This is a genomic window from Chromobacterium sp. FG89 (genome assembly GCF_057808735.1).
Genome location: NZ_JBMDIQ010000001.1, coordinates 50,365 through 74,787, shown reverse-complemented (window position 1 = coordinate 74,787; position 24,423 = coordinate 50,365). Strand labels below are relative to the sequence as shown.

At 66.1% G+C, this 24,423-nt stretch carries 20 protein-coding genes; 7 read left to right on the top strand and 13 right to left on the bottom strand.

The annotated features are described in order from the left end of the window. The first annotated feature begins 1 nt into the window (after position 1). Positions 2-1,384: an FAD-binding oxidoreductase gene (locus ACODRW_RS00340; RefSeq protein WP_488904923.1), complete on the top strand. Its 1,383-nt coding sequence runs from the start codon at positions 2-4 to the stop codon at positions 1,382-1,384. Positions 1,385-1,402: 18 nt separating this feature from the next. Here the strand turns inward: ACODRW_RS00340 and ACODRW_RS00335 are convergent, their stop codons facing one another. From ACODRW_RS00335 to ACODRW_RS00315, 5 genes are all read right to left on the bottom strand, one after another. Then, complete coding sequence (locus tag ACODRW_RS00335; RefSeq protein WP_488904922.1) at positions 1,403-3,262, bottom strand: tetratricopeptide repeat protein; 1,860 nt, start codon at positions 3,260-3,262, stop codon at positions 1,403-1,405. A gap of 281 nt (positions 3,263-3,543) precedes the next feature. After that, on the bottom strand, positions 3,544-5,421 hold the full coding sequence (locus tag ACODRW_RS00330) for a methyl-accepting chemotaxis protein (RefSeq protein WP_107800661.1): 1,878 nt from the start codon (positions 5,419-5,421) through the stop codon (positions 3,544-3,546). 398 nt (positions 5,422-5,819) lie between these two features. Continuing rightward, a complete protein-coding gene (locus tag ACODRW_RS00325; protein WP_107800662.1) occupies positions 5,820-7,448 on the bottom strand; it encodes a 3-(methylthio)propionyl-CoA ligase in 1,629 nt (542 codons plus the stop codon). 204 nt (positions 7,449-7,652) lie between these two features. Continuing rightward, positions 7,653-8,177: a response regulator transcription factor gene (locus ACODRW_RS00320; RefSeq protein ID WP_107800663.1), complete on the bottom strand. Its 525-nt coding sequence runs from the start codon at positions 8,175-8,177 to the stop codon at positions 7,653-7,655. Next, a complete protein-coding gene (locus tag ACODRW_RS00315; RefSeq protein WP_488904921.1) occupies positions 8,177-9,454 on the bottom strand; it encodes an ATP-binding protein in 1,278 nt (425 codons plus the stop codon). The genes ACODRW_RS00320 and ACODRW_RS00315 overlap by 1 nt, the downstream gene beginning before the upstream one ends. 120 nt (positions 9,455-9,574) lie before the next feature. Here ACODRW_RS00315 and ACODRW_RS00310 point away from each other — a divergent pair, with 120 nt between their 5' ends. Further along, on the top strand, positions 9,575-11,551 hold the full coding sequence (locus ACODRW_RS00310) for a TonB-dependent copper receptor (RefSeq protein WP_488904920.1): 1,977 nt from the start codon (positions 9,575-9,577) through the stop codon (positions 11,549-11,551). Between the two features lie 224 nt (positions 11,552-11,775). Next, entirely contained in the window at positions 11,776-12,177 is a 402-nt protein-coding gene (locus tag ACODRW_RS00305; RefSeq protein WP_107800666.1) for a hypothetical protein, read from the top strand. A gap of 261 nt (positions 12,178-12,438) precedes the next feature. Here ACODRW_RS00305 and ACODRW_RS00300 read toward each other — a convergent pair whose 3' ends face one another. Both ACODRW_RS00300 and ACODRW_RS00295 read right to left on the bottom strand, forming a co-directional pair. Beyond that, positions 12,439-13,791 carry an ATP-binding protein gene (locus ACODRW_RS00300; protein ID WP_488904919.1) on the bottom strand — a complete coding sequence of 451 codons (1,353 nt, stop codon included), beginning with the start codon at positions 13,789-13,791 and terminating at the stop codon, positions 12,439-12,441. After that, the gene (locus ACODRW_RS00295; RefSeq protein ID WP_488904918.1) at positions 13,788-14,450 is read right to left on the bottom strand and encodes a response regulator; all 663 of its coding nucleotides are present in this window, start codon (positions 14,448-14,450) and stop codon (positions 13,788-13,790) included. The genes ACODRW_RS00300 and ACODRW_RS00295 overlap by 4 nt, the downstream gene beginning before the upstream one ends. Before the next feature lie 219 nt (positions 14,451-14,669). On the opposite strand from ACODRW_RS00295, the gene ACODRW_RS00290 reads away from it, so the two are divergent. Both ACODRW_RS00290 and ACODRW_RS00285 read left to right on the top strand, forming a co-directional pair. Then, positions 14,670-15,500, top strand: a complete 831-nt coding sequence (locus ACODRW_RS00290) for a UDP-2,3-diacylglucosamine diphosphatase (protein WP_107800669.1) — start codon at positions 14,670-14,672, stop codon at positions 15,498-15,500. After that, on the top strand, positions 15,488-16,528 hold the full coding sequence (locus tag ACODRW_RS00285) for a glycosyltransferase family 4 protein (RefSeq protein ID WP_488904917.1): 1,041 nt from the start codon (positions 15,488-15,490) through the stop codon (positions 16,526-16,528). The genes ACODRW_RS00290 and ACODRW_RS00285 overlap by 13 nt, the downstream gene beginning before the upstream one ends. Positions 16,529-17,036: 508 nt before the next feature. Here the strand turns inward: ACODRW_RS00285 and ACODRW_RS00280 are convergent. Continuing rightward, on the bottom strand, positions 17,037-17,210 hold the full coding sequence (locus ACODRW_RS00280; RefSeq protein ID WP_158274344.1) for a hypothetical protein: 174 nt from the start codon (positions 17,208-17,210) through the stop codon (positions 17,037-17,039). A 44-nt stretch (positions 17,211-17,254) separates the two neighbouring features. Here ACODRW_RS00280 and ACODRW_RS00275 point away from each other — a divergent pair, with 44 nt between their 5' ends. Further along, positions 17,255-18,037: a ferredoxin--NADP reductase gene (locus ACODRW_RS00275; protein WP_019104206.1), complete on the top strand. Its 783-nt coding sequence runs from the start codon at positions 17,255-17,257 to the stop codon at positions 18,035-18,037. Between the two features lie 109 nt (positions 18,038-18,146). Here ACODRW_RS00275 and ACODRW_RS00270 read toward each other — a convergent pair whose 3' ends face one another. The 4 genes from ACODRW_RS00270 to xth all read right to left on the bottom strand — a co-directional run bounded on the left by ACODRW_RS00270 (position 18,147) and on the right by xth (position 21,776). Further along, positions 18,147-19,274: a pyridoxal-phosphate-dependent aminotransferase family protein gene (locus tag ACODRW_RS00270; RefSeq protein ID WP_488904916.1), complete on the bottom strand. Its 1,128-nt coding sequence runs from the start codon at positions 19,272-19,274 to the stop codon at positions 18,147-18,149. Positions 19,275-19,491: 217 nt separating this feature from the next. Then, the gene (locus tag ACODRW_RS00265) at positions 19,492-20,025 is read right to left on the bottom strand and encodes an acid-shock protein (RefSeq protein WP_107800672.1); all 534 of its coding nucleotides are present in this window, start codon (positions 20,023-20,025) and stop codon (positions 19,492-19,494) included. A 157-nt stretch (positions 20,026-20,182) separates the two neighbouring features. After that, a complete protein-coding gene (rquA, locus tag ACODRW_RS00260; RefSeq protein WP_107800673.1) occupies positions 20,183-20,890 on the bottom strand; it encodes a rhodoquinone biosynthesis methyltransferase RquA in 708 nt (235 codons plus the stop codon). A gap of 112 nt (positions 20,891-21,002) precedes the next feature. Continuing rightward, complete coding sequence (xth, locus tag ACODRW_RS00255) at positions 21,003-21,776, bottom strand: exodeoxyribonuclease III (RefSeq protein ID WP_107801970.1); 774 nt, start codon at positions 21,774-21,776, stop codon at positions 21,003-21,005. Between the two features lie 220 nt (positions 21,777-21,996). Between xth and ACODRW_RS00250 the strand changes: the two genes are divergently transcribed. Continuing rightward, positions 21,997-22,173 (top strand): hypothetical protein, encoded by a 177-nt coding sequence (locus ACODRW_RS00250; RefSeq protein ID WP_158274345.1) that lies wholly within the window; start codon positions 21,997-21,999, stop codon positions 22,171-22,173. A 210-nt stretch (positions 22,174-22,383) separates the two neighbouring features. On the opposite strand, the gene ACODRW_RS00245 is transcribed toward ACODRW_RS00250, so the two are convergent. Continuing rightward, complete coding sequence (locus ACODRW_RS00245; RefSeq protein ID WP_107800674.1) at positions 22,384-24,417, bottom strand: M3 family metallopeptidase; 2,034 nt, start codon at positions 24,415-24,417, stop codon at positions 22,384-22,386. Between the last annotated feature and the right edge of the window lie 6 nt (positions 24,418-24,423).

The following is a 24,423-nucleotide window of genomic DNA, read 5'->3' as shown; positions in this document are numbered from 1 at the left end:
CATGCACGATTTTCTCCAAGCCGCCGCGTCCCTGATCGGCCCCGCCCATCTGCTGACCGAAGCCGCCGACACCGCGCCCTACACGCTGGACTGGCGCCGCCGCTACCAGGGCCGGCCGCTGGCGGTGGCCTTGCCCGGCAGCACCGCCGAGGCGGCCGAGCTGGTCAAGCTCTGCCGCCGCCATCAGGTGGCCATCGTGCCGCAGGGCGGCAACACCTCCACCTGCGGCGCGGCCACGCCGGACGTCAGCGGCCGCCAACTGGTGGTGGCGATGCGGCGGCTGCGCGCCGTGCGCAAACTGGACGCGGACAACAACGCCGTCACCGTGGAGGCAGGCGCCACGCTGCGCGAGGTGCAGCTGGCGGCGGAACAGGCCGGACGGCTGTTTCCGCTGTCGCTGGCCTCGGAAGGCAGCTGTCAGATCGGCGGCAATCTGTCCACCAACGCCGGCGGCGTCGCGGTGCTGCGCTACGGCACCATGCGCGAACTGACGCTGGGCCTGGAAGTGGTGCTGCCGGACGGCCGGGTGCTGGACGCGCTGGCCGGCCTGCGCAAGGACACCACCGGCCTGGACCTCAAGCAATGGTTCATTGGCGCCGAGGGACAGCTGGGCCTGATCACCGCCGCCACGCTGAAGCTGTTTCCGCTGCCCAGCGCCCGCGCCACCGCGCTGATCGGCGTGGACGACATCGAAACCGCCATCGTCTGGCTCAACGGCCTGCGCCAACGCTTCGACGACCGCCTCACCGCCTTCGAGGTGATCGAGGCCGACTGCCAACAGGCAATCGAACGCCACCGCCCCGGCCAATTGCCGTTCACCGCGCCGTGGCTGCTCTTGATCGAGCTGTCCGACGGCGGCGACGACGCCGCACTGAACGAGGCACTGCTGGACTGGCTGGCCGGGCAAACCCCGCGCGACGGCGTGGTGGCGCAAAGCGAGGCCGAGCGCCGCAAGCTGTGGCTGCTGCGCGAGGAGATTTCGGAAATCCAGAAACAGGACGGCCCCAGCATCAAGCACGACATCGCCGTACCCACCTCGGCGCTGCCGCAATTGGTGCGCGACTGCGGCGCCGCGCTGCGCCGCGCTTATCCCGGCGTGCGCATCGTCGCCTTCGGCCACGCCGGCGACGGCAATCTGCACTACAACATCAGCTATACCCGGCCCGGCAACGTCGATCTGTTCGACGACGAGGCGGCGGTCAACGCCATCGTCTACGACCACGTCTACCGCCTGGGCGGCACGCTGGCGGCCGAACACGGCATAGGCCAGCTCAAGCCCCAGTGGCTGGAACGCTACAAGGACCCGCTGGCGCTGGAGCTGATGCGCGCGCTCAAGGCCGCGCTGGACCCGGAGCGGCTGATGAATCCGGGCAAGTGGCTGTGATGGATTGCCCCGCCCCGCTCAACCCTTAAGGTCCGGATCGCCCGGTAAGGCGCTCGCCAAGCGCGCCAGCGGCGCCGTCCAGTCCCCGGCCTCGCTTTGGCGGAACAGACGATGCCGCGGATACCAGGGCGTGGTTTCGCTCTCCAGCCCCCAGCGCCAGTCGGCGTGCCGCGCCGACAGCAACAAGGCGCAAGGCAGTCCCAAAGCGCCGGCCAGATGGCCGAAGGCGGTGTCCACCGTCACCAGTCCGTCCAGCTCCGCCAGCAAGGCGGCGCTGGCGGCGAAATCCGCCAACTCATCGCCCAGGGCCGGCACGCCGCGCGCGCGCAGCCAATCGCGCTCGGCCTGGTTCAGCTCCGGCTGCAAGGCCAGCCACTGAACGCCGGGCAAGGCCAGCAGGGGAAGCAACGCCTCCGGACCCGGCAAGGAGCGGCAATGGTCGAACTCGTGCTCCGGCCGGCCGCGCCACACCAGGCCCAATTTGCGGCCGCCGGCCGGCAAGCGCGCGCGCCAAGCGGCGCGGCCGGCGTCGTCGGCGCGCAGATAGGCCGGCGCTGGCGCGGGCTCCGGCTGCAAGAGGCCGGGCAAACTCATGGAAAACACATGGCAATCGTGTGCCGGCCACGGACCGGCGAGATCGCTTATCGGCAGCCACTCCACCGGCCAGCCCTGCGCTTGCAACAAGGGCAGCAGGACAGGCCGGCAGGCGACGATCACGCACGCCGGCCCGCGCCCCAGCAGCAGCGGCAGGTAACGCGCCGTCTGCAAGGCGTCGCCGTAACCCTGCTCGAACCACAGCAGCAGACGGCGGCCGGCCAAGGCCTCGCCGCGCCAGCGCGGTGAGCTCAAGGCCGGCGACGGCGTGGTTTCCAGCCGCGCCTCGTGCAAGGGCCAGCCCTCGCCCCAGCGTCCCTGGGTCAGCAGCAAATAGCCCAGATTGCGACGCAGCCCGGCGTGCAGCGGCTGAGCGTCCAGCCCCGCGCGCAGCGTAGTTTCGGCCTCTTCCCAACCACCTTGCTGCGCCAGAGCCAGCGCCAATTGCTGATGAGCGTCCGCGTCCGACGGCTCCAGCGCCAAGGCGCGGCGCGCCAGCGGCTCCGCCTCCTCGCTGCGCCCCTGCCGCCACAAACACAGGGCCAGATTGCCCAGCACCTGCGCCTGTTCCGGCGCGCGCTCCGCCGCCGCGCGCAAGCAGGCCTCGGCCTCGGCCCAACGCCGCTGCGCCTGCAACAACAAGCCCAGATTGCTCAGCGCGCCGGCATGGCTCGCCTCCAGCGCCAGCGCCCGGCGCAACAGCGTTTCCGCCTCGGCCCGCTCCCCGCGCTCCGCCAGCCTTTGTCCCAGCAGATTGAGCGCGTCCACGTCGTCCGGCGCGCAGGCCAGCGCCCGGCGCAAGCAGTCCTCGGCCTCCTCCGGCCGCAGCCGATACAATAAACGGCCCAGATTGAAGCAATGGACGGCGGACTGCGGCCGCAGCCGCAGGGCCAGCCGATACTGGGCTTCGGCTTCGTCCAGCCGTCCCGCCTCCTCCAGCAAGACGCCCAGATTGCCTTGGCAGGCGGCGTGCTCCGGACGCTGCGCCAGTTCCGCGCGGTAATGCGCCTCCGCCTGCGCCAACTGGCCTTGCGCCATCAGGCAGCGGCCCAGATTGTAATGGGCGTCCGGCGTCCGCGGATCGCATTGCAGCGCCTGACGCCAGCACTGCTCGGCCATGGCCAGTTGCTCCAGCCGCGCCGCGCATACGCCCAGCAGGTTCCACAATTCGGCGTTGTCGGCCTGGGCCTGCAAGCCGCTTTGCGCGGCCAGCAAGGCGCCGTTCAGATCGCCGGCGGCCAATAAGGCGCCGGCGCGCAAGGCGAGGGAAGTCGGTTCGGTCATAAGTTTTCAGCGCCCGGAACGCAAGCGCCCCGGCTCCGTTCCGATTAAGCGCTTTTTGAAATCAGCGGAATATCGTCTCCCGCATAGTAACCAGCATCTCTCCTTGATGAAAACGCCCTTTGCCGTGCCCCGCCTGAATTTCTTCCACGCGCGGCGGCCTTTTCACAAGGTGGGCGGCAAGAACGCTGCCTGCCGGCTGGATGCTGGGGCCGGCTGAGCCGCCGCCTATGAAAACGGCCGGGGAGCATGCTCCCCGGCCGTGTGTTCTCGCTCTCGCCGTTTTACAAACGGAATTTGTCGAACTCGGCGTTCATCTTGCCGGCATTGAGCGACAAGCCGGTCAGCGTGCTGCTGACGTTCTGCAAGGCGTCGTCGTTTTCCAGCACATGGCCGTTGATCGCCTCCGAGCTTTGCGCGATCAAGGTAGTCGCCTTGTGCTGCTCGCTGGTGGAATCCGAAATCTCGTTCATCTTGGCCACCACGTCCAACATGGACGCGCGGATTTCCTCGATCTTGGCCACCGCTTCGCGGGTCAGCTCCACGCCCTCGTCCACCGCGGCCACGGTCTGATTGACGTCGTTGACCGCGCGGCCGGTTTCGTCGCGGATGGCGCTGACCATATTGGAGATTTCCAGCGTGGCCTGGGCGGTGCGCTCGGCCAGCTTGCGCACCTCGTCCGCCACCACCGCGAAACCGCGGCCCTGTTCGCCGGCGCGCGCGGCCTCGATCGCCGCGTTCAAGGCCAGCAGATTGGTCTGGTCGGCGATGTCGCGGATCACATTGGTGATGCCGGAAATTTCCTGAGAGCGCTTGTCCAGCGAGGACAACATGGTTTCCAGGCCGCGCACCGACTGCACCGTGCCCTCCATGCCGCTGGACAGCCTTTGCATATTGCTGGCGCTGGCCTCCAGGCTGGCGCCGGTCAGGCTGGTCAGCTCGTCGGCCTGGCGCGCGCTGTCGGCGATGTGGGAGATGGACACCGTGATCTGCTCCAGCGTGGCCGCGTTGGACGAGGACACGTCGGAAATATGGCGCGAGCTGTCCGCCACGCCGGCCACCAGCTGGCTGGCGTCCTGCACCCCGTTGACCACGCCGGCGGCGTCCTGCTTCAGGCCGCGGAACAGCTGGGCCAATTGGGCGACGAAGGTGTTGAAGGCGCGCGCGGTGGCGGCGATTTCATCCTGGCCGTCGTCCTTCAGCCGCAAGGTCAGATCGCCCTCGCCGTGGGAAATGTCCTCCATCGCATTCTTCAGCCGCACCAGGCCGGCCAGCATGCGGCCTATCACCAGACTCGCCAGCGGGATCATCAGCACGAACACCAGCGCGGTCAGGCCGGCGATGGTGTACAGCAGCGTGGTCAGCGGCGCCAGCACGGTGGCGCGGTCCGCCGCCAAGGCCATCACCCAGTTGGTGCCGGGGATTTCCTGCGCCGACAACAGCATGGCCTGGCCGCCGATCTGCACTTCCGACGCCTGGTCGTGGCTGACGATGTCCGCCAGCCGTTCCGGCGTCAGTTCCGGCGCCACGCTGGTGATGGGCTTCAGCGCCAGATCGGTTTGAGGATGGGCGATCACCGTGCCCTTCTTGTCCATGATGAAGGCGTAGCCGTTGCCGCGCACTTTCAGGCCCAGCACCGATTTCACCAGCGTGTCCACCATCACGTCGCCGCCCACCACGCCGGCGAAAGCGCCGTTGTGGTTGAAGGGCGCGGAAATGGTCACCGTCAGTTTCTTGGTGGCTTCGTCCAGATAGGGGTCGGTCACCACCGCCTGGCCGCTGTCCTTGGCGCGCTTGTACCAATCGCGGTCGGCCACCTTGTAGTCGGCCGGCGCCGTCCAATCATCGGAAAACAGCGAGCGGCCGTCGGCGTAGCCGGCGTAGTTGACGTTGAAACCGCCGGCCTTGGCGCCGGTCTTGAGGAAGCGGAGGGCGTCGGGCTCGGACGCCATCGTGCTCTGCGCGACAATCTGCTGTTTCTTCTCGCCCAGCCAGGTGGTCACCACCGCGCTTTGTCCCATCAGGCTGGCCTCGAACTCCTGGTCCAGGCCCTGCAATATTTCCGTGCGCATCTGCACGAAGACGATGACCACCAGCACCAAACCAAACAGCGCCATCAATAGCGCGTTCAGGGCGATCAGCCGGCTACGGAGCGATTTCATAACAGTCCTTTTTCTCGCGTGATTGACAACCATGGTTTTGATGCCCCGCCTTGCCGCGCGACACTCCCCTTACCGTTGGCAGCCAATTGTTATTGTTGGTTTATCTTCGGCCAGTTTAACGGATGTAACCCGTTTTAAATATCAAATATGGGTACAGTTGTGACAGATTATGATTTTGTTTGATCAAACACAGGAGCAAGGGAAGACGCGCGCCGGACGGCGGGCAAAAAAAACCCCCTGCGGTTTGACAACGGCAGGGGCCAACACGAGGAAGAAACGTCGTCCGGCGGACCGGCCGACATTTCGAGGGGCTAACACCTCAAAACCATACGGTTTTCAGTGCAGCCGCCACTGTAGCGTAATTACTCTATTCAGTCCAGTCCATTCCGCGACTGACGTCAGGAACGCCAGCGAAAATCGCGGAACTGCTCGCGCAGCCGCACCTTCTGCAATTTGCCGGTGGCGGTGTGCGGCAGCTCCTCGACGAAGGCCACATCGTCCGGCGTCCACCATTTGGCGATCTTGCCTTCGTAAAAGCCCAGCAGCTCTTCCGCCGTGGCGCTGGCGCCGGGCTTGAGCACCACCACCATCAGCGGCCGCTCGTCCCACTTGGGATGCGGAATGCCGATGGCCGCCGCCTCCGCCACCGCCGGGTGGCCCACCAGGATGTTTTCCAGCTCGATGGAGCTGATCCACTCGCCGCCGGACTTGATCACGTCCTTGGTGCGGTCGGTGATGCGCATGAAGCCGTCGGCGTCTATGGTCACCACGTCGCCGGTGTTGAACCAGCCGTCGGCGCTGTGGCTGGCATCCAGTTCGCGGCGGAAGTATTGCGACAACACCCACAGGCCGCGCACCTGCAAGTTGCCGAAGGCCACGCCGTCGTGCGGCAGCGGCTTGCCGGCGTCGTCCACGATGCGGAGTTCGACGCCGTAGATCGGCCGCCCCTGCTTGGACAGCAGCGCGTGCAGCCGGGACGGCTCCAGGCCCTCGTGCTTGAGCTTGGGCGTGCCGGTGGTGCCGCAGGGCGACAGCTCGGTCATGCCCCAGAGCTGGCGCATTTCCACGCCGTGCTCGGCCAGTTGTTCGATCATGCTTTCCGGTACCGCCGATCCGCCGGCGATCACCCGCTTCAGGGAATGCAGCTTCAGATGGTTCTTCTGGCAATGCTGCAACAGCATCATCCACACCGTCGGCACCCCGGCGGTGACGGTCACCTGCTCGCTCTCGATCAGCTCGTACAGATTGACGCCGTCCAGCTTGGGTCCGGGCAGCACCAGCTTGCTGCCGTTCATGGTGCAACTGTAGGGCAGACCCCAGGCGTTGACGTGGAACATCGGCACCACCGGCATCACGCAGGCGCGGGCCGAGATGTCGAAACTGTCCGGCAAGGCGCTGCCGTAGGCGTGCAGCACGGTGGAGCGATGCGAGAACAGCACGCCCTTGGGGTTGCCGGTGGTGCCGGAGGTGTAGCACAGGCTGGACGCGGCGTTTTCGTCCAGCAACGGCCACTGGTACTGGTCGCTGTGGCTGTTGACCAGGTCTTCGTAGCACAAGAGATTGGACAGCGGCGTCTGCGCCGGCATATGCGCCTTGTCCGTCATCAGCACGAAGGCTTCCACCGTGTCCAGTTGCGGCGCGATCTGCTCCACCAGCGGCAGGAAGCTCAGGTCGAACATCAGTACCCGGTCTTCCGCGTGCTGGACGATCCAGGCGATCTGTTCGGCGAACAGCCGCGGGTTCACCGTGTGGCACACCGCGCCGTAGCCGGACACGGCGAAGTAGGTCTCGTAATGGCGGTAGCCGTTCCAGGCCAGGGTCCCGACGCAGTCGCCCTGGCGCACGCCCAGCGCCGCCAGCGCATTGGCCAGTTGGCGCGCGCGCCGCGCCGCCTCGCGGTAGGTGTAGCGATGGATGGGCCCCTCCACGGTGCGCGACACGATGGGCGTGTCGCCATGGTAGGTTTCGGCGTGACGCAGCAAGTCGGAAATCAGCAAAGGCCGGTCCATCATCTGTCCGCGAAGCATGGTAGTCCCCTCCATTGGCATGGTTATGGACATTCACCATACGGCGGCTAGAGTGGACGCTCCAATCAATTTTTCTGATGGCGCGGCCAAGCCGGATTTATACCCCCGTCATGACACGGTAATTGAAGAACAAAGACCGCTACAATCCGCATCCAGCCCATTGGCGGCGGACCGCCGCGCTGTAGCAATGCAACAGGCCTGGCTTCAACTCTTCACCGGCTTCTTCGCCAGCATCCGCTGCAAAGTGCGCCGGTGCATGTTCAAGGCGCGGGCGGTGGCGGAGATGTTGCCGTCGTTTTCGCTGAGCACCCGTTGCAGATGCTCCCAGGTCACCCGCCGCAGCGACATCGGCTGCGGCGTCAGCGGCAGCTCGGGATTGGCCTGCTGCTGTTCGAAAGCGGCCAGGATTTCGTCCACCGTCGCCGGCTTGGCCAGATACTGCACCGCGCCCAGCTTGGTGGCCTCCACCGCGGTGGCGATGCTGGCGTAGCCGGTCAGAATCAAAATGGCGCTGCGCGGGCAGGCGGCGAGCAAGGCCGGCAGCAGGCGCAGCCCGCTGTCGCCGTCCAGGTTCAAATCCAGCACGATGCGCGCCGGCGCGTCGCCGGCCAGTTCCAAGGCCTGCGCGGCGGTTTGGGCCGCCGCCACTTCAAAACCGCGCCGGCTCAGGGAGCGCGCCAGAATGGCGACGAAGGCCTCGTCGTCGTCCACCAAGAGAAAATCCAGCATCAGGCTCCCTCCTTATCGTCCGCCAGCAAGGGCAGGCGCACCTGCGCGTGCACGCCGCCCTCCGGCCGGTTCAGCAAGCGCAGCGAACCGCCCAGCCGCGCCAGCGTCGCATGGCTCAGCATCACGCCCAGGCCCATGCCCACCGGCTTGTCGGACGGCAGCGGGGTCAGGCCGGCGCGCTCCAGCTGCTGCTCGGTCAAACAGCCCTGATGATTGACGATGTCCAGCAGCAAGGCCCCCTGCTCCAACCGCGCCGCCACCGTCAGTTCGCCGCCGCCGGCTTCGGCCGCGTTGTTGATCAGATTGAAAAACGCCGGCCAGAACGCCGGGTCCAGCGTCGCCAGCGGGTCCGGCCCGCGCGGCGTCTGCCAGTCCAGCCTCACGTCCGGCCGCAGCGAGCGCCAGCCGGCCAGGCGCTCGGCCAAGGCCGCGAACAGCGCGGTCTCCCCCGGCGCGGACTCCGAACCCAGCTTCAAGCGCGCCAGCGCGCTGCCGCAATTGGCCAGCTGCGCCTTCATCAGCCGCAAGTCTTCCATCAGCTCGGCGTCCCGCCGCCGCGTGGCCAGCAACTCGTCCACCAGCAGCGTCATGGTGTTCAAGGGCGTGGACAACGAGTGGGCGGCGCCGGCCGCCTGCATGCCTACCGCCAGCAATTGCTCGTCGCGCAGCTGGGTTTCCCGCGCCGTCGCCAGCGCGGCCTCGCGCAGGGCCAGCTGCCGCGCCAGCCAGGACACGAAGCCGGCGATCAACAGCGCCGACAGCGCGAAGCTCAACCACATCCCGGTCAGATGCATGGAGAAGATGTGCAACGCGTTGCCGTGGTCCACCGGCCAGCTCAGATGCCACTCGAACAGCAGGCCGTAGGCGGCGACGCTGGCCAACGCCAGCGCCCAGGCGAACAGGCCCGGCGACAACAGCGCGGCGAACAGCACCGGCGGCAGGAACAGCGAGGCCAGCGGATTGGCCGCGCCGCCGGTAAAGGCCAGCAGCTCGGTCAGCACCAGCACATCGGCGGACAAGCCCAAACGCAAGGCCAGCAAGGGGTCGCCGCCGCGGCGCAGCCACCACGGCAGGCAGACGTTGACCGCGGCCAGCGTCAGCAGCGCCTGGGACAGCAAAGGCCAGGGCAGGTAGACGTGCTGCCACCAACAGACCAAGGCCACGGTGGAGCCCAGCAGCAGCATCAGCCAGCGCAGCCAGCCTATCAGCCGCGCCGAGCGCGCGATGTCAGCGGTCAGGCCCAGGCGGGGGGAGGAAACGGGGAATCCGGCAATCATGGCCGACACTTTATCACCATGCGCCAAACAGGGGCGCTGCGACACTTTGCCGCATTGGGCCACCGCACCTCGCAACTTAGAATTGTCACCTCTAAATTTGTTAACGTTAGTTTCTAAAAAATGACTAAAAAACCGTATTTGCTGCCGATTCCCCTGGCGCTCGCCGTCGGCCACGCCTTTGCTCAGGAACTGCCGGAATTCCGCGGCGAGGAGGTGCTGGTCACCGCCACCAAGGCGGAGCAGCCGCTGAAAATGTCGGTGGACCCGCGCGCGCCGCGCCAGCCGCTGCCCTCCGCCGACGGCGCCGGCCTGCTCAAGGGCCTACCCGGCTTCAACGTGATCCGCAAAGGCGGCGCCTCCGGCGACCCGCTGCTGCGCGGCCTGGGCGGCTCCCGCCTGGCCATCCTCGCCGACGGCAACTTCGTGTTCGGCGGCTGCGGCGGCCGCATGGACCCGCCCACCGCCTATCTCTATCCGGACGCCTATGACGAGGTGAACGTGGTCAAGGGCCCGCAAAGCGTCAAGCTCGGACCCGGCCTGATCAGCGGCGGCGTCAACTTCGAACGCAAGACCAAGCGCTTCGACGAGGCCGGCGTCCGCTTCAACGGCAGCCTGACCGGCGGCAACGCCGACCGCAACGACGCCTACGCCGACGCCGCCTTCGGCTCCAGCCTGGGCTATGTGCGCGCCATCGCCAGCCGCAACCACGGCGGCGATTACAAGGACGGCAAGGGCAATAAGGTCCACTCCAGCTTCGACCGCGACAGCCAGACCCTGATCGCCGGCCTGACACCGGACCAGGACACCACGCTGGAACTGGCGCTGGATCGCAGCCGCGGCCAGGCCGCCTACGCCGACCGCGGCATGGACGGCAGCAAGTTCGACCGCGACGCCTGGAGCTTCAAGGCCGAGCGCCGCAATCTCAGCGGCTGGCTGGACGCCGTGCGCCTGCAACTGGGCCATAGCGAAGTGGACCACGTGATGGACAACTACTCGCTGCGCCCGCAGACCGCGCCGGCGGACCGCGCGGCGATGAATCCCGACCGCAGCGCCGACACCGGCCGCCTAGCCGCCGACATGGCCTTCGGCGACTGGGAAGTCAGCGCCGGCTTCGACTGGCTGCGCGACCGCCACCGCAGCCGCATGGGCAAAGGCCCCAACGTCGGCCAATACGTGGATCAGCCGCGCACGCCCAATCAGAGCTTCGACAACCGCGGCGTCTACGCCGAAGCCAGCCGCCCGCTGGGCGACGGCGGCAAGCTGATCGCCGGCCTGCGCCGCGACCAGACCCAGGCGGTGTTCGAACCCAAGGCCGCGGCCATGGGCCAGCCGGCCCAGCCGCGCCGGGAAACCCAATACCAGCTCAACGCCGGCTTCCTGCGTTACGAACACACGGCGGGCAGTTGGACCCGCTACGTCGGCCTGGGCCAAGCCGAACGCGCGCCTGACTTCTGGGAGCGCAACAAGAACGACAGCCTGAACAGCGAAACCAACCGCCAGCTGGACGCCGGCCTGCTCTACCGCGGCGATAAGCTGCAAGGCTCCTTGTCCGCCTACGCCAGCCGCGTGCAGAACTTCATCCTAGTGGAAGGCAGCGCCGGCGCCGTCGGCAACAAGGCCCGCAATATCGACGCGCGCCGCTACGGCTTCGAAGGCGACCTCAGCTGGCGTTTCGCGCCGGAATGGACGCTGTCCGGCAGCCTGGCCTGGGTCTGGGCCGCCAATCTCGATGAAAACCGTCCGCTGGGCCAGACTCCGCCGCTGGACGCCAAGGCGGCGCTGAAATGGGACAACGGCAAATACGCGGCCGGCCTGACCGTGCGCGGCGTGCAGCGCCAGGACCGCGTGGCCCCCGGCCAGGGCAATATCGTCGGCACCGACATCGGCGCGACCCCGGGCTTCGGCGTGGTGTCGCTGGATGGCGGCATGAAGCTGAACAAGCACGCCAAGCTCTTGTTCGGCGTCGACAACCTGTTCAACAAGGCCTACGCCGAAAGCGTCAGCAAAGGCGGCGCGATGGTGGCCGGCTACGACCGCACCCTGCAGGTCAACGAGCCGGGCCGCACAGTGTGGGGCCGCGTGCAACTTCAGTTCTGAGAACGTGTTTACGATCTTGCGAGCGAAGGCGGGACAAGGCGAAAACAGCTGAGAAAGCGGGGTGTACACACGGTATATGAGCATTTCGAAGTTGTGCTCGCCGCGCCGCGTCTCACGACGCGCAGCAGATCGTAAACAGGCTCTGAGCGCGAGGCCTCTCGCCGCCATGCCTCCAGTCTGCTAGGCTGGAGGCCTTTTGCCACCGCCCAAACCTCGACCGCCGGATGAAAACGCCCTATCTGAAAATACTCGCCTGCGGCCTGACCCTGTTCATCCTGCTGGGTCCGCTGGTGGCCTTGCTGGCCAGCGGCGTGGTGCCGATGATGGCTTATTTGATGGGCGCGATTCCGGCGCTGGGCTTCGGCCTGCTGCTCTGCCTGCTGCGCATGCTGCTGGCCCGGCCCATCGCCGGCTGGCAGCAAGGCTGGCCGCGCTGGCTGCTGGCCTTGGTCGCCTTCCTGCCCGGCGCCTTCAGCGGCAGCGTGGTCACCTTCGTCTACGCCCGGCTGGCCGAGCCGCTGCTGTACAACGACCTGATGAACCTCTACCTGGGCGCGATGGCCGGCGGCGTCTGCAACGCGCTGTTCTGGCTGATGCGCTTCGGCGCGCCTAAACGCCCGAGCTAGACAAAAAGAAAGCCCGCCGAAACCGGCGGGCCGCAACCAAATGTAGAACGCTGGCTGCGTCAGGGCCAGCGTCGCCAGCATAGCCGGATTCCCCCTCTGCTCCCATGCGGCGAATTGCCGCAGTCCCAGAGCCTGCTCCAAGCCTCGCCTGCAAGACGAAAACGGCTGAGAAAGCGGAATGCACGAATGCCGCATGAGCGTTTCGAATGCTGCGCTCGCCGCGCCACGTCTCACGAAGCGCAGCGGACTTTGCACCGCTTCTCAGCGCCGCCGCAAGCCGGCCTCCAGCCCGCCGCCGTCTCGCTTGGCCAGAATCAGGCGCAGGCCGTGCAGCTCCGCCACCCGCTCGACGATGGACAAGCCCAGCCCGCTGCCGACCACGTCCTGGCCCGGCGGCCGGAAGAAGCGCTCGCGTATCCGTTCCAGCCATTCCGCCGCCACGCCCGGACCGCGGTCCAGCACGCTGACCGAGTCCTCGGCCAGCACCAGCCGCGCCTCGCCGCCCTCGGCGCCGTAGCGGACGGCGTTTTCCAGCAGATTGCGCAGCATCAGGCCCACCAGGGTTTCGTCTCCGTTCAAGGGCAAGACCCGTTCCGGCACGCAGCGCCATTCGGTTTCCAGCCTCACCCCCTTGAGCGCCGCCTCCGCCGCCATCTCCGCCAGCACGCGCTCGGTCAAGGCCGCCCAAGCGATGGGCTCGCCCTGGCGCGGCGCGTTCAAGGGGTCCAGGCGCGACAGGGCCAGCAACTGCTCCACCAAGCGCGTGGCGCGGTCTATGCCCAACATCAATTGCCGCATGGCGTGCCGGCGGCGGCCCTCGTCCGGCAGCAGCTCCAGCACCTCGGCCTGCACCTTCAGCGCCGCCAGCGGCGTGCGCAGCTCGTGCGCGGCGTCGGCGGTGAAGCGGCGCTCGTGTTCCAGCGTGGCCGCGATGCGAGCGAACAAGGCGTTCAGCGCGTCCACCAGCGGCAGCACCTCCCGCGGCACCTCCAGCGACACCGGCTCGCTGTCGTCCGGCGCGCGCTGGGCGATGCCGGCGGCCAGGCGCTTGAGCGGCCCCAGCTCGCGGCGCACCGCCAGCAGGATCAGCAGCAGCATCACCGGCAGGCCCACCAGCCACGGCAGCAGCTGGGCGGACACCACCTTCAACACCATCTCGTGGCGCAAGCCCTGTTTCTGTCCCACCGCCACCAGCCGCGAACCGTCCGGCGCGGCCAGATAGATCAGCCGCCAGTTGTGATCGCTGTCCTTGCCGCGGTAATCGTAGAAGCCGCGCCGCTCCGGCTCGAAGTCGAAGCGACGGCCGCGGCCGTCGCTAAGCAAGAGATTGCCGCGACGGTCCCAGACCGCCAGGCCGAAATCGTCGTTTTCCAGCTGCCCCTTGTCGGCGTGCTTGAGCAGGTGCTTGAGCTTGGGCAGCTCAATCAGCGAATTCTCGCTGACCTCCACCAGCAACAGCTGGCGGGCGAACTGCCCCATCTGGGTGTCGAACAGCTCGTCCACCTCCTCGTGCGCCAGCCAGGCCGCGGTGGCGGAAGCCACCAGCCAGATGGCCGGCACGATCAGCAGCAGCAGCAGCAATAGCCGCGCCTGCAGGCTGCGCGGCCCCCTCATGCCGGATCTCCCAGGGTGTAACCCACGCCGCGCAGGGTGCGGATGAAGGCGCTGCCCAGCTTCTTGCGCAAATGGTGCACATGCACCTCCACCGCATTGCTTTCCAGCTCCTGGCCCCAGCCGTAGAGCTTGTCCTCGATCAGCTCGCGCGGCAGCACCCGCCCCTTGTGGCTGAGCAGCAACTCAAGCAACGCCAGTTCGCGCGCGGTCAGCTCCAGCGGCGCGCCGTCCAGCGTGGCCGCGCGCGCCACCGGATCCAGACAAAGGCGGCCGTGCCGCCATTCCGGGTGGCTCTGGCCGTGGCGGCGCCTATGCAGCGCGCGCAGCCGCGCCGCCACCTCGCTCAGCGCGAACGGTTTGACCAGATAATCGTCGGCGCCGGCGTCCAGGCCGCCGACGCGGTCCGCCAGCGCGTCGCGCGCGGTCAACACCAGCACCGGCACATCCTGGCCGCCGCGCCGCCAGGCGGACAGGATGTCCATGCCGTCCATGCCCGGCAGCCCCAGGTCCAGCACCACCGCGTCGTAGGGCGCGGCGCTCAGCGCCGCCAGCCCCTGCTTGCCGTCGCGAAGCCAGTCCGCGACAAAACCCAGCTGCTCCAGGCCGATTTTCAACCCGTCGCCGATCTGAGCGTCGTCCTCCACCACCAAAACCCGCATATCCGTCTCCCCGTCGCCGGGCATTCAAGGTCCCGGCAGCCTAGCGCGCTCTCGCCGCCGTCACAAGCGCCGCCGCAAAGCCCGATTGCAACAGAGCGCGCTTAAGACAATCTTAAAGGCCCCGCTCAAGAAATTTCATCGCGTCGTCACCGAAATCTCACGCGACTGTCACCTGCCGCTGTCAGCATCGCCAGCAGTCCACAGGCCGACGGAGCCGCCATGCAGCCAGACCCCGCCCCCGACAGCGCCCGACAACTGCGCGCGATCTGGATTTCCGACGTCCACCTCGGCACCTCCGGCTGCCGCGCCGACCACCTGTTGGACTTCCTGCGCTGCCACGAATCCGAATACCTGTACCTGGTCGGCGACATCGTCGACGGCTGGCAGCTGAAAAAATCCTGGTACTGGAAGCAGAGCCACAACGACGTGGTGCAAAAAGTGCTGCGCAAGGCGCGCAAGGGCACCAAGGTGATCTACGTGCCCGGCAACCACGACGAGGCGGCGCGCCAGTACGCCGGGCTGGACTTCGGCGGCATCGCCATCCGTCAGGAGGCCGAGCACCGCACCGCCGACGGCAAGCGGCTGCTGATCCTGCACGGCGACGAGTTCGACGGCGTGATCCAGTACGCCAAATGGCTGGCCTACGTCGGCGACACCCTCTACACCCTGATCCTGGAACTGAACCGCGGCTTCAACTGGGCGCGGCTGAAACTGGGCCTGCCGTACTGGTCGCTGTCGCAGTACCTGAAACACAAGGTCAAAAACGCGGTCAACTTCATCAGCAATTTCGAAACCATTCTCGCCGGCGAAGCGCGCCGGCGCGGCTACGACGGCGTGATCTGCGGCCACATCCACAAGGCCGAGGTGCGCGACATCGACGGCATTCTCTACGGCAACAGCGGCGACTGGGTGGAAAGCCTGTCCGCGCTGGTGGAACACGCCGACGGCCGGCTGGAAGTGCTGTACTGGACCCAAATGGGACAGCCGGCCGCCGCCTTGCAAGCCCAAACGGCGCAAGCCGACCACAAGGAGACGACATGCGCATCCTGATTGTCACCGACGCCTGGCTGCCCCAGGTCAACGGCGTGGTCCGTTCGCTGACCGAAACCGCGCGCGAACTGGCCGGCTTCGGACACCAGGTGGAAATGATCACCCCGCAGGCCTTCCGCACCCTGCCCTGCCCCACCTACCCCGACATCCGCCTGTCGCTGTTTCCCTACCGCAAAGTGGCCGACCGCATCGCCGCCTTCGCGCCGGACGCCATCCACATCGCCACCGAAGGGCCGCTGGGCCTGGCCGCGCGCCGCTATTGCCTGCGCCACGGCCTGGCTTTCTCCACCGCCTACCACACCCGCTTTCCGGAATACGTGCACGCCCGCTGCCGGCTGCCGCTGGCGCTCAGCTACGCCTGGATGCGCCGCTTCCACAACGCCGCCCATTGCGTGATGGTGCCCACCCAGTCCATCGCCGACGATTTGAGCGCCCGCGGCTTTCACAACGTCAAGCTGTGGAGCCGCGGCGTGGACACCGCGCTGTTCAGCCCCGGCCCGCGCGAGCGGCTGGACGGCACCGCGCCGCCGCGCTTCGTCTACATCGGCCGGGTGGCGGTGGAAAAGAACATCGAGGCCTTTCTCAAGCTGGAGCTGCCGGGCAGCAAATGGGTGGTGGGCGACGGCCCGCAGCTGGCGCGGCTGAAGCAGCACTATCAGGACGTCCACTTCGCCGGCATCTTTCCCCAGCACGAGCTGGCGCGCTTCTACCGCGCCGCCGACGTCTTCGTGTTTCCCAGCCTGACCGACACCTTCGGCCTGGTGCTGCTGGAGGCGATGGCCTGCGGCACGCCGGTGGCCGCCTACCCGGTGGCCGGGCCGCTGGACGTGGTGGGCGACAGCGGCGCCGGCGTGCTGGACGCCGACCTGCGCGTCGCCTGCCTGAAGGCGCTGGAACTGGACCGCGGCCATGTGCGCGCCGTCGCCGAGCGCTACTCCTGGCAAGCCGCCAGCCGCCAGTTCGAACAACATCTGCGGCCCGCTCGGCTGGCGCTGGACGCGCCGCTGGCCGACCCTAAGGCCAGTTGAGGCCACCGCCCGCCGGCTTGCATTGGGAACGGCAGCGTCTATAGTGGAATGGTCAACACGACAGGGAGGGTTCCGAATGCTTTCATGGCAGTATGCCGGCGGCCATCCAGTTTTCCACGCGTTGAGCATTGGCCAATAAACACGGCCAGCCAAATCGGCACAGTCCGCAACGCCAAGCCAGCCTCCAAGACGGAGCGCATGCAACACCGGCCAGGCCGGTCCGCCAAATCCAGAGTCAATAAACTTGTGATTACCGTTTGTCGATTTGCCCATTAAGAAAGAAGCGGTTGGTCTTTCTGTGATGTCCATCAAGGACACGGTGCGCGGCAAGCTGCCATGATGGCGGCGCCGCCACGACACGGCATCGTCGTAGCGCTGTCTTGTACAGCCCGCTCTTTGGTAACGGCCTTGCGGTAAAGCGGTGGTCGTGCGGTTCTGCAAGGGTAAAGCGCATAGTCTTTCTCTGTAAGTTGTCCGAGAGGGCGTCCCGCCACGGTGACGCCCTCTTTCATTGCGTCGCGGACAAATAACGCGCAGCGATAAACACATCAGAAAACAATCGTTCGGCGGCGACGGCAATGTCGGTTAACATGCTGTTCCAATTGAATTTAACGTCGATATCGCCGGCCTTGCCCAGTAAGAACAAGCGGCGAAGCGACAAACCGGTTAAAATCGGCCCCATACTTTTCGAGCTTCTACTTCATAAATTAGCGAGCAGCAAACCTTATGTCCTCTCCCAACCTGACCTCCGAAAAGGTCCTGTCCGTCCATCACTGGAACGACACCCTGTTCAGCTTCACCTGCACCCGCGACGCCGGCCTGCGCTTCATCAACGGCCAGTTCGTGATGATAGGTCTGGAAGTCAACGGCAAGCCGCTGATGCGCGCCTACTCCATCGTCAGCTCCAACTACGAAGAACACATGGAGTTCTACAGCATCAAGGTGCAGGACGGTCCGCTGACCTCCCGCCTGCAGCACCTGAAGGTGGGCGACACCGTGATGATCAGCAAGAAGCCCACCGGCACCCTGGTGCAGGACAATCTGCTGCCCGGCAAAAACCTCTACCTGCTGTCCACCGGCACCGGCCTCGCCCCCTTCATGTCCATCATCAAAGACCCGGACGTGTACGAGCGCTACGACAAAGTGATCCTGACCCACGGCGTGCGCTGGGTCAGCGAGCTGGGCTACCACGACTACATCACCAAAGAACTGCCGGAAAACGAATTCTTCGGCGAGATGGTGCGCGAGAAACTGATCTACTACCCGACCGTGACCCGCGAGCCCTTCCGCAATCAGGGCCGGCTGACCGACCTGATCACCAGCGGCAAGCTGTGCGCCGACATCGGCCTGCCGCAAATGAACCCGGAACACGACCGCGCGCTGATCTGCGGCAGCCCGTCCATGCTGCACGATCTGTGCGAGATCCTGAACGGCATGGGCTTCAAGGAATCCCCGCGCATGGGCGAACCGGCCGACTACGCGATCGAACGCGCCTTCGTCGAAAAATAAGCCGATCCGCCTCCCGCGGCAGCAAAAACGCCATCCTTCGCGGATGGCGTTTTTCATCTCCCGGCGGCGCGGCGCGCGCTGACGCGCGCCCGCCGGACACAGGCCGCGCTTACTTCAACACGCTCTCCAGCGCCTTCAGGCACAGCGCCACGTTCTCGCGGCGCGCGCCGTAGCCCATCAGGCCGATGCGCCAGGCCTTGCCGGCCAGATCGCCCAGGCCGCCGCCTATCTCCAGGTTGTACTCCTGCAACAGACGATTGCGCGTGGCCGCGTCGTCTATGCCCTCGGGAATATAAACCGCGTTCAGCTGCGGCAAGCGCGCCGCGGCGTCCACCACGAACCTCAGCCCCAGCTTCTCCAGGCCGGCGCGCAGAATCAGATGCATGTCGCGGTGGCGCCGCCAAGCCGCCTCCAGGCCCTCGCCGGCCAGCTGGCGCAGCGATTCGTGCAGCGCGTACAAGGCGTTCACCGGCGCGGTGTGATGGTAGCTGCGCTTGCCGCCGCCCCAGTAGGCCATCACCAGGGTCTGGTCCAGGAACCAGCTGGGCACCGGGCTTTGCCGCGCCTGCAGCTTGTCCACCGCCGCCGGCGAAAAAGACAAGGGCGACAAGCCGGGCACGCAGGACAGACACTTCTGGCTGCCGGAATACACCGCGTCCACGCCCCATTCGTCCACGCGCAGCTCCACCCCGCCCAGCGAGGTCACCGCGTCGACGATGCTCAGGCAGCCGTGGCGTTTGGCCAGCGCGCACAGCGTCTTGGCGTCGGACAGCGCGCCGGTGGAAGTCTCGGCGTGAACGAAGGCCAGGAAGCGCGCGTCCGGATTGGCTTTCAAGGCGCTCTCCACCGCGTCCGGATCCACCGGCTGGCCCCAGGGGCTGTCCACCAGCACCGGCACCGCGCCCAGCCGCACCACGTTCTGGCGCATGCGCTCGCCGAACACGCCGTTGCGGCAGACGATGACCTTCTCGCCCGGCTCCACCAGGTTGACGAAGCAGGCTTCCATGCCGGCCGAACCCGGCGCCGACAGCGCCACCGTCATCGGGTTTGCGGTCTGGAACGCGTATTGCAGCAGGCTTTTCACCTCGTCCATCATGCCGACGAACAGCGGGTCCAGATGGCCGACGGTGGGGCGGGCCTGGGCGGCCAGCACTTCCGGATAAACGTCGGACGGGCCCGGCCCCATCAGAATGCGGCGCGGCGGCAGGAAGGCGGAAACTTGCGGGGCGGCTAGCATGGAAGCTCCTTAAGCGCGAAATCAATGGACGAAAGCGGTTGCAAGCCGGGGCATGCGGCCGGCATCGAAGCGTTTGAGTGTAACAGCATAAGGCCGCCGGGCGCGCCTGTCCTGCCGGCGGTCCCGTTCAAAAAGAAAAAGGAGGCCGCGGCCTCCTTTGAGTCTTGGCCTCCCTGAGGGGCCTGTTTTTTTTAGCGAGCCAGACGCGAGGTCCGGTTTATTTGGCAGCCGATGCAGCGGCCTTCTTGGCCTTGCCGGCGTGCTTCTTGTGTTGAGCGGCCTTTTTCTCTACTTTCTTGGCCGGAGCGGAGGCCTCGGCCTTGGCGGCCTGGGCTTTCTGCGCCGGAGCGGAAGCGGCTTTTTTAGCGTGCTTGGCGTGCGGCTTTTTAGCGGCGTGCTTCTTGGCCGGAGCGGAAGCTTCAGCCTTGGCGGCCTGGGCTTTCTGGGCGGCGGCGGAAGCGGCCTTCTTCGCATGCTTGGCGTGCGGCTTCTTGGCGGCGTGCTTGGCCTTGGCCGGAGCGGACGCTTCGGCCTTGGCGGCCTGGGCTTTTTGCGCCGGAGCGGAAGCGGCTACCTTTTCGCCTTTCTTGGCGTGGTGGATCTTGGCCGGGTGCTTTTCAGCTTTCTTGGCGGCCGGAGCCATTTTGGCTGCCGGAGCGGAAGCGGCCGGTTTGGCGGTTTCGGCGGCGAAACCAGCGGCGGAGCTCAGGCCGAAAGCGGCGGTCAGGGCAAGCAGAGTCAGTTTGTTCATGATGCATCTCCAGTTTCAGGCTTGGGAGCCTTGGGCTCCCGTTCACCGATCACATCGCGCCGGATTCGGCGCTTCCTTGAGACGTATCCTAGCCCTGCCCCCGTCCCGGGTCTGTTAGTCGCTTGTAAGCCCGTGTAACGTCAAGTACGGCGCGCCCTCAAGGCTTCCTCTTCGCCGTCGTCACCTGGTACACCCCGCCGAACAGGGTGCGCTTGCTCCAGTCGAAGCCGTCCGCCTCTTGCGCGTAGTCGCGAATCTCATGGTTCCACAAGGCCTCGGCGAACGGCTCCAGCACGCGGTTCACCCATTTGAGCAGCCAGCCTATCGGCTGCCACGGCTTGGGCCTATGGTAGTCGACGAAGACCGCGCGGCCGCCGGGCGGCACCTGGGACAGCATATTGTCGACGATGGCGCGCTTCAGATGATCCGGCACCTCATGCAGCAGGAAGAAACTGCAGATCAAGTTGAAATCGTCGGACTCCAGCCGGTGATTGCCGGCGTTGGCGCGCACCACCGCGGCTTGGGGGCGATCGCGCAGCTTGCGCTCGGCGTGCTCTATCTGCACCGGCGTGATGTCGGTGAGCACGAAGCGCCCGTCCCCGCCCACCCGGTCCGCCGCGCGCTGCACCAGGTCGCCGTAGACATGGGCCACCTGCCACACCTTGTCGCCGGGGCGGATCTGCTCCAGATAGGCGCGCATCAGCCTTTGATCGTTGAAGAACAACAAGACGCGCACCACCAGGTTGCGATCCAGCCAGCCGGCCTTGCGCGGGTTGACGTAAGCCCAGTCGTACACCTGGGTCATGTATTCCGGCACGCCCTCGTAATACGGGTCTACCGGCAGTTTGGGGTGGTTTTGGGTCATCGCGCAGCCATCTGAAAGCAAGAAAGCTCCAGACTAGCAAAACCGGCCGGCGATATTTTTGAGGCAAGCCAAGAAAGCTGGCGGATAGGCCGGCCGCGGCCGGCCTTTAGGCTCAATCGGCCAGGGTCAGCACCACCGGAGTGTGGTCGGACGGACGCTCCCATTTGCGCGGCGCCTTGTCGATCACACATTCCAGCGCGCGCGGCTTCAAGGCGTCGCTGACCAGGATGTGGTCGATGCGCACGCCCTTGTTGCGACGGAACATCATCGCGCGGTAATCCCACCAGCTGTACTGCTTCTCCTCCTGATTGAACAGGCGGAAGCTGTCGCTCAGGCCCAGCGCGATCAAGCGGCGGAAGGATTCGCGTTCCGGCGTGCTGCACAACACTTGTTCGTGCCAGCTTTCCGGGTCGTACACATCGCGGTCTTCCGGCGCGATATTGTAATCGCCCAACAGCAGCAACTGCGGGTGGCGTTGCAGCTCCGCGGCGACATAGCGCTCCAGATTGGCCAGCCACTCCAGCTTGTACGGATACTTGGGCGAATCCACCGCCTCGCCGTTGACGAAATAGCCGCAGATCACGCGGATGCCGTTCACCGTGGCGGCGATCACCCGGCGCTGCTCGTCGCCGTAATCGGGGATGCCGAGCACCACGTCTTCCAGCTCCAGCGGCGCGCGCACCAGAATGGCCACGCCGTTGTAGGTTTTCTGACCGAACCATGCCGCGCGGTAGCCGGCCGCTTCGATCTCGGCCAAGGGAAACACGTCCTGATCCATTTTCAGTTCTTGCAGGCAGAGCACGTCCACCGGGCTGTCCGACAGCCATTGGATCACCTGCGGCAGGCGGACCTTGAGGGAATTGACGTTCCAGGTGGCAAAACGCATCGGCGGGCTCTCCAAATGTTTTTCATGCAAAGGCCGACACCATAACCGCAGCGCGCGGCACTGCCAAGCTTTGGGCGGCGACAGTCGATGGCGTCGATTATTTGATGCTTGATTAAACAAAAGTGTTTAAACAAATAAACAACAGCCGGACGACGGGAATTTGCCAAGGCCCGGAACCCCGGCCTATGATCGAAAGCGTCGTCGTAACCGGAGCAAGTTCTTGACTATCAAGCACAAGCAGCACGACGCGCAACAGGCATTATGCCCAACGCGCAACCCCAACCGCCCTCGTCTGGCGCCGTTGACCCCGCCGTTCTCGATGCGGACCCCTACCTTCCAGCACCGCCACACCCTGCAGCCGCTGACGCCGCCCGCCAAACCAGAGCGGGACGACTGAATCTTTTTAGCCGCGCGATCCGCGGCAAAAAAAAGGCGCCTCCGTCTACACGGAGGCGCGCAATAGACACTATATCAATCTACCCTGATATGCGTCTGGCTCGCTTGCTGCTCTGGAGATAACCCACTGAGCAAAAAATTAGAGCCGCGGCGCTTCACAAGAGTTCCGACAAAGCCCGGAATATTTTTCCCTCAGCATAAAACGGCCGTTTCAAACTGTTTCCACCATGCCGGAATGGCGCAGCAAGGCGTCGATCTGCGGATCGCGGCCGCGGAAGGCGCGGAAGGATTCCAGCGCCGGACGGCTGCCGCCCACCGCCAGGATCTCGTCCCAGAAGCGCTTGCCGGTGTCCGCATTGGCGCCGCCGGCCTCCTCGAAAGCCGCGTAGGCGTCCGCGGACAGCACTTCCGCCCACTTGTAGCTGTAATAGCCGGCCGAATAGCCGCCGGCGAAAATGTGGCTGAAGCTGTTGGGGAAGCGGTTGTAGGCCGGCGGGAAGTTCACCGCCACCTCGCCGCGCACCTCTTCCAACAGGGCCAGCCAATCGCCCTTGTCGGCGTCGAAGACGCTGTACAGCTGCAGGTCGAACAGCGCGAACTCCAGCTGGCGCACCGTGGCCATGCCGCTCTGGAAGTTCTTGGCCGCCAGCATCTTGTCGAACAGCTCGCGCGGCAAGGTCGCGCCGCTGTCCACATGGCGGGTCATGCCCTGCACCACGTCCCATTCCCAGGCGAAGTTCTCCAGGAACTGGCTGGGCAGCTCCACCGCGTCCCATTCCACGCCGTTGATGCCGGCCACGCCCAGTTCGTCGACTCGGGTCAGCATATGATGCAGGCCATGGCCGAACTCGTGGAACAAGGTGATCACTTCGTCGTGGGTGAACAGCGCCGGCTTGTCGCCCACCGGGCGGGTGAAATTGCAGGTCAGATAGGCGATCGGGGTCTGCACCTGGCCGCTCTTGCGGCGGCGGCCGCGCGCGTCGTCCATCCAGGCGCCGGAGCGCTTGCCGTCGCGGGCGTACAGGTCGAAATAAAAGCTGCCGACCAGTTGGCCATCCTTGTGGATGTCGAAGAAGCGCACGTCCTGATGCCAGACCGGCGCGCTGCTAGGCCGCACCTCGATGCCGAACAGCGTGGACACCACGCCGAACAGGCCGGGCAGCACCTTGCTTTCCGGGAAGTACTGCTTCACTTCTTGCTCGGAGAAGGCGTAGCGCGCCACGCGCAGCTTTTCCGCGGCGTAGGCCAGATCCCAGGCTTCCAGCTTGGCCAGGCCCAGTTCGGCGGCGGCGAAGGCCTCCAGTTCCTGGCGGTCCTTGACCGCGAACGGCTTGGCGCGCGCGGCCAGATCGCGCAGGAAGGCGATCACCTGTTCCGGGCTTTCCGCCATCTTGGTGAACAGGGACAGTTCGGCGAAGTTGGCGAAGCCCAGCAGCTGGGCCTCCTCGCGCGCCAGTTTCAGCTTTTCGCGGATGATGGGGCTGTTGTCGCGTTCGGCCGGGCCGAACTCCGACGCGCGCTGCACATTGGCCTGGTACAGCTTTTCGCGCAGCGCGCGGTTGTCCGCGTACTGCAGCACCGGGAAGTAGAACGGGAATTGCAGCGTGATCTTGTAGCCGCTCTTGTCGTCGCCGGCCGCGGCGGCGGCGAACAGTTCCAGCGAATCCTCGGGCACGCCGGACAGCTCGGCCTTGTCCTCGATATACAGGCTGAAGGCGTCGGTGGCGTCCAGCACGTTCTGTTCGAACTTGGCGGACAGCTCCGCCAGCCGCGTCTGGATGGCGGCGAAGCGCTCTTTTTCCGCCTGCGGCAATTCCGCGCCGGACAGGCGGAAATCGCGCAGATCGTTGGATACGATCTTCTTGCGCGCCGCGCTGTAGCCGGCGTGCTCCGGGCTGGCCGCCAGCGCCTTGAAGCGGGCGAACAGCTCCAGGTTCTGGCCCATCTCGGTCCAGAACTCGGAAATTCTCGGGATATTGCTGTTGTAGGCCTCGCGCAGCTCCGGCGTGTTCACCACCGCGTTCAGATGGCCCACCACGCCCCAGGCGCGGCCCAGATGCTCGGTGGCGTCGGTCAGCGGATCGACGAAGCTTTCCCAGCTGGGCGCGCCCTGCTCCGCGGTCAGCCGCGCCACCGCGGCGCGCGCGGCGGACAGCAATTCGTCGATGGCGGGGGAAATGTGCTCCGGCTTGATCTCCGCGAAACGGGTCAGTCCGGAAAAGTCCAGCAAGGGGTTCTGGCTCATATTGGC

Coding starts and splice junctions, on each gene's coding strand:
- ACODRW_RS00305 (WP_107800666.1), top strand. CDS start 11,776: ATGAAAACGCCCTATCTGAAAATACTCGCCTGCGGCCTGACCCTGTTC.
- ACODRW_RS00340 (WP_488904923.1), top strand. CDS start 2: ATGCACGATTTTCTCCAAGCCGCCGCGTCCCTGATCGGCCCCGCCCAT.
- ACODRW_RS00310 (WP_488904920.1), top strand. CDS start 9,575: ATGACTAAAAAACCGTATTTGCTGCCGATTCCCCTGGCGCTCGCCGTC.
- ACODRW_RS00325 (WP_107800662.1), bottom strand. CDS start 7,448: ATGCTTCGCGGACAGATGATGGACCGGCCTTTGCTGATTTCCGACTTG.
- ACODRW_RS00270 (WP_488904916.1), bottom strand. CDS start 19,274: ATGCTAGCCGCCCCGCAAGTTTCCGCCTTCCTGCCGCCGCGCCGCATT.
- ACODRW_RS00335 (WP_488904922.1), bottom strand. CDS start 3,262: ATGACCGAACCGACTTCCCTCGCCTTGCGCGCCGGCGCCTTATTGGCC.
- ACODRW_RS00315 (WP_488904921.1), bottom strand. CDS start 9,454: ATGATTGCCGGATTCCCCGTTTCCTCCCCCCGCCTGGGCCTGACCGCT.
- ACODRW_RS00320 (WP_107800663.1), bottom strand. CDS start 8,177: ATGCTGGATTTTCTCTTGGTGGACGACGACGAGGCCTTCGTCGCCATT.
- ACODRW_RS00265 (WP_107800672.1), bottom strand. CDS start 20,025: ATGAACAAACTGACTCTGCTTGCCCTGACCGCCGCTTTCGGCCTGAGC.
- ACODRW_RS00280 (WP_158274344.1), bottom strand. CDS start 17,210: ATGGGGCCGATTTTAACCGGTTTGTCGCTTCGCCGCTTGTTCTTACTG.
- ACODRW_RS00330 (WP_107800661.1), bottom strand. CDS start 5,421: ATGAAATCGCTCCGTAGCCGGCTGATCGCCCTGAACGCGCTATTGATG.
- ACODRW_RS00275 (WP_019104206.1), top strand. CDS start 17,255: ATGTCCTCTCCCAACCTGACCTCCGAAAAGGTCCTGTCCGTCCATCAC.
- ACODRW_RS00300 (WP_488904919.1), bottom strand. CDS start 13,791: ATGAGGGGGCCGCGCAGCCTGCAGGCGCGGCTATTGCTGCTGCTGCTG.
- ACODRW_RS00290 (WP_107800669.1), top strand. CDS start 14,670: ATGCAGCCAGACCCCGCCCCCGACAGCGCCCGACAACTGCGCGCGATC.
- xth (WP_107801970.1), bottom strand. CDS start 21,776: ATGCGTTTTGCCACCTGGAACGTCAATTCCCTCAAGGTCCGCCTGCCG.
- rquA (WP_107800673.1), bottom strand. CDS start 20,890: ATGACCCAAAACCACCCCAAACTGCCGGTAGACCCGTATTACGAGGGC.
- ACODRW_RS00245 (WP_107800674.1), bottom strand. CDS start 24,417: ATGAGCCAGAACCCCTTGCTGGACTTTTCCGGACTGACCCGTTTCGCG.
- ACODRW_RS00285 (WP_488904917.1), top strand. CDS start 15,488: ATGCGCATCCTGATTGTCACCGACGCCTGGCTGCCCCAGGTCAACGGC.
- ACODRW_RS00295 (WP_488904918.1), bottom strand. CDS start 14,450: ATGCGGGTTTTGGTGGTGGAGGACGACGCTCAGATCGGCGACGGGTTG.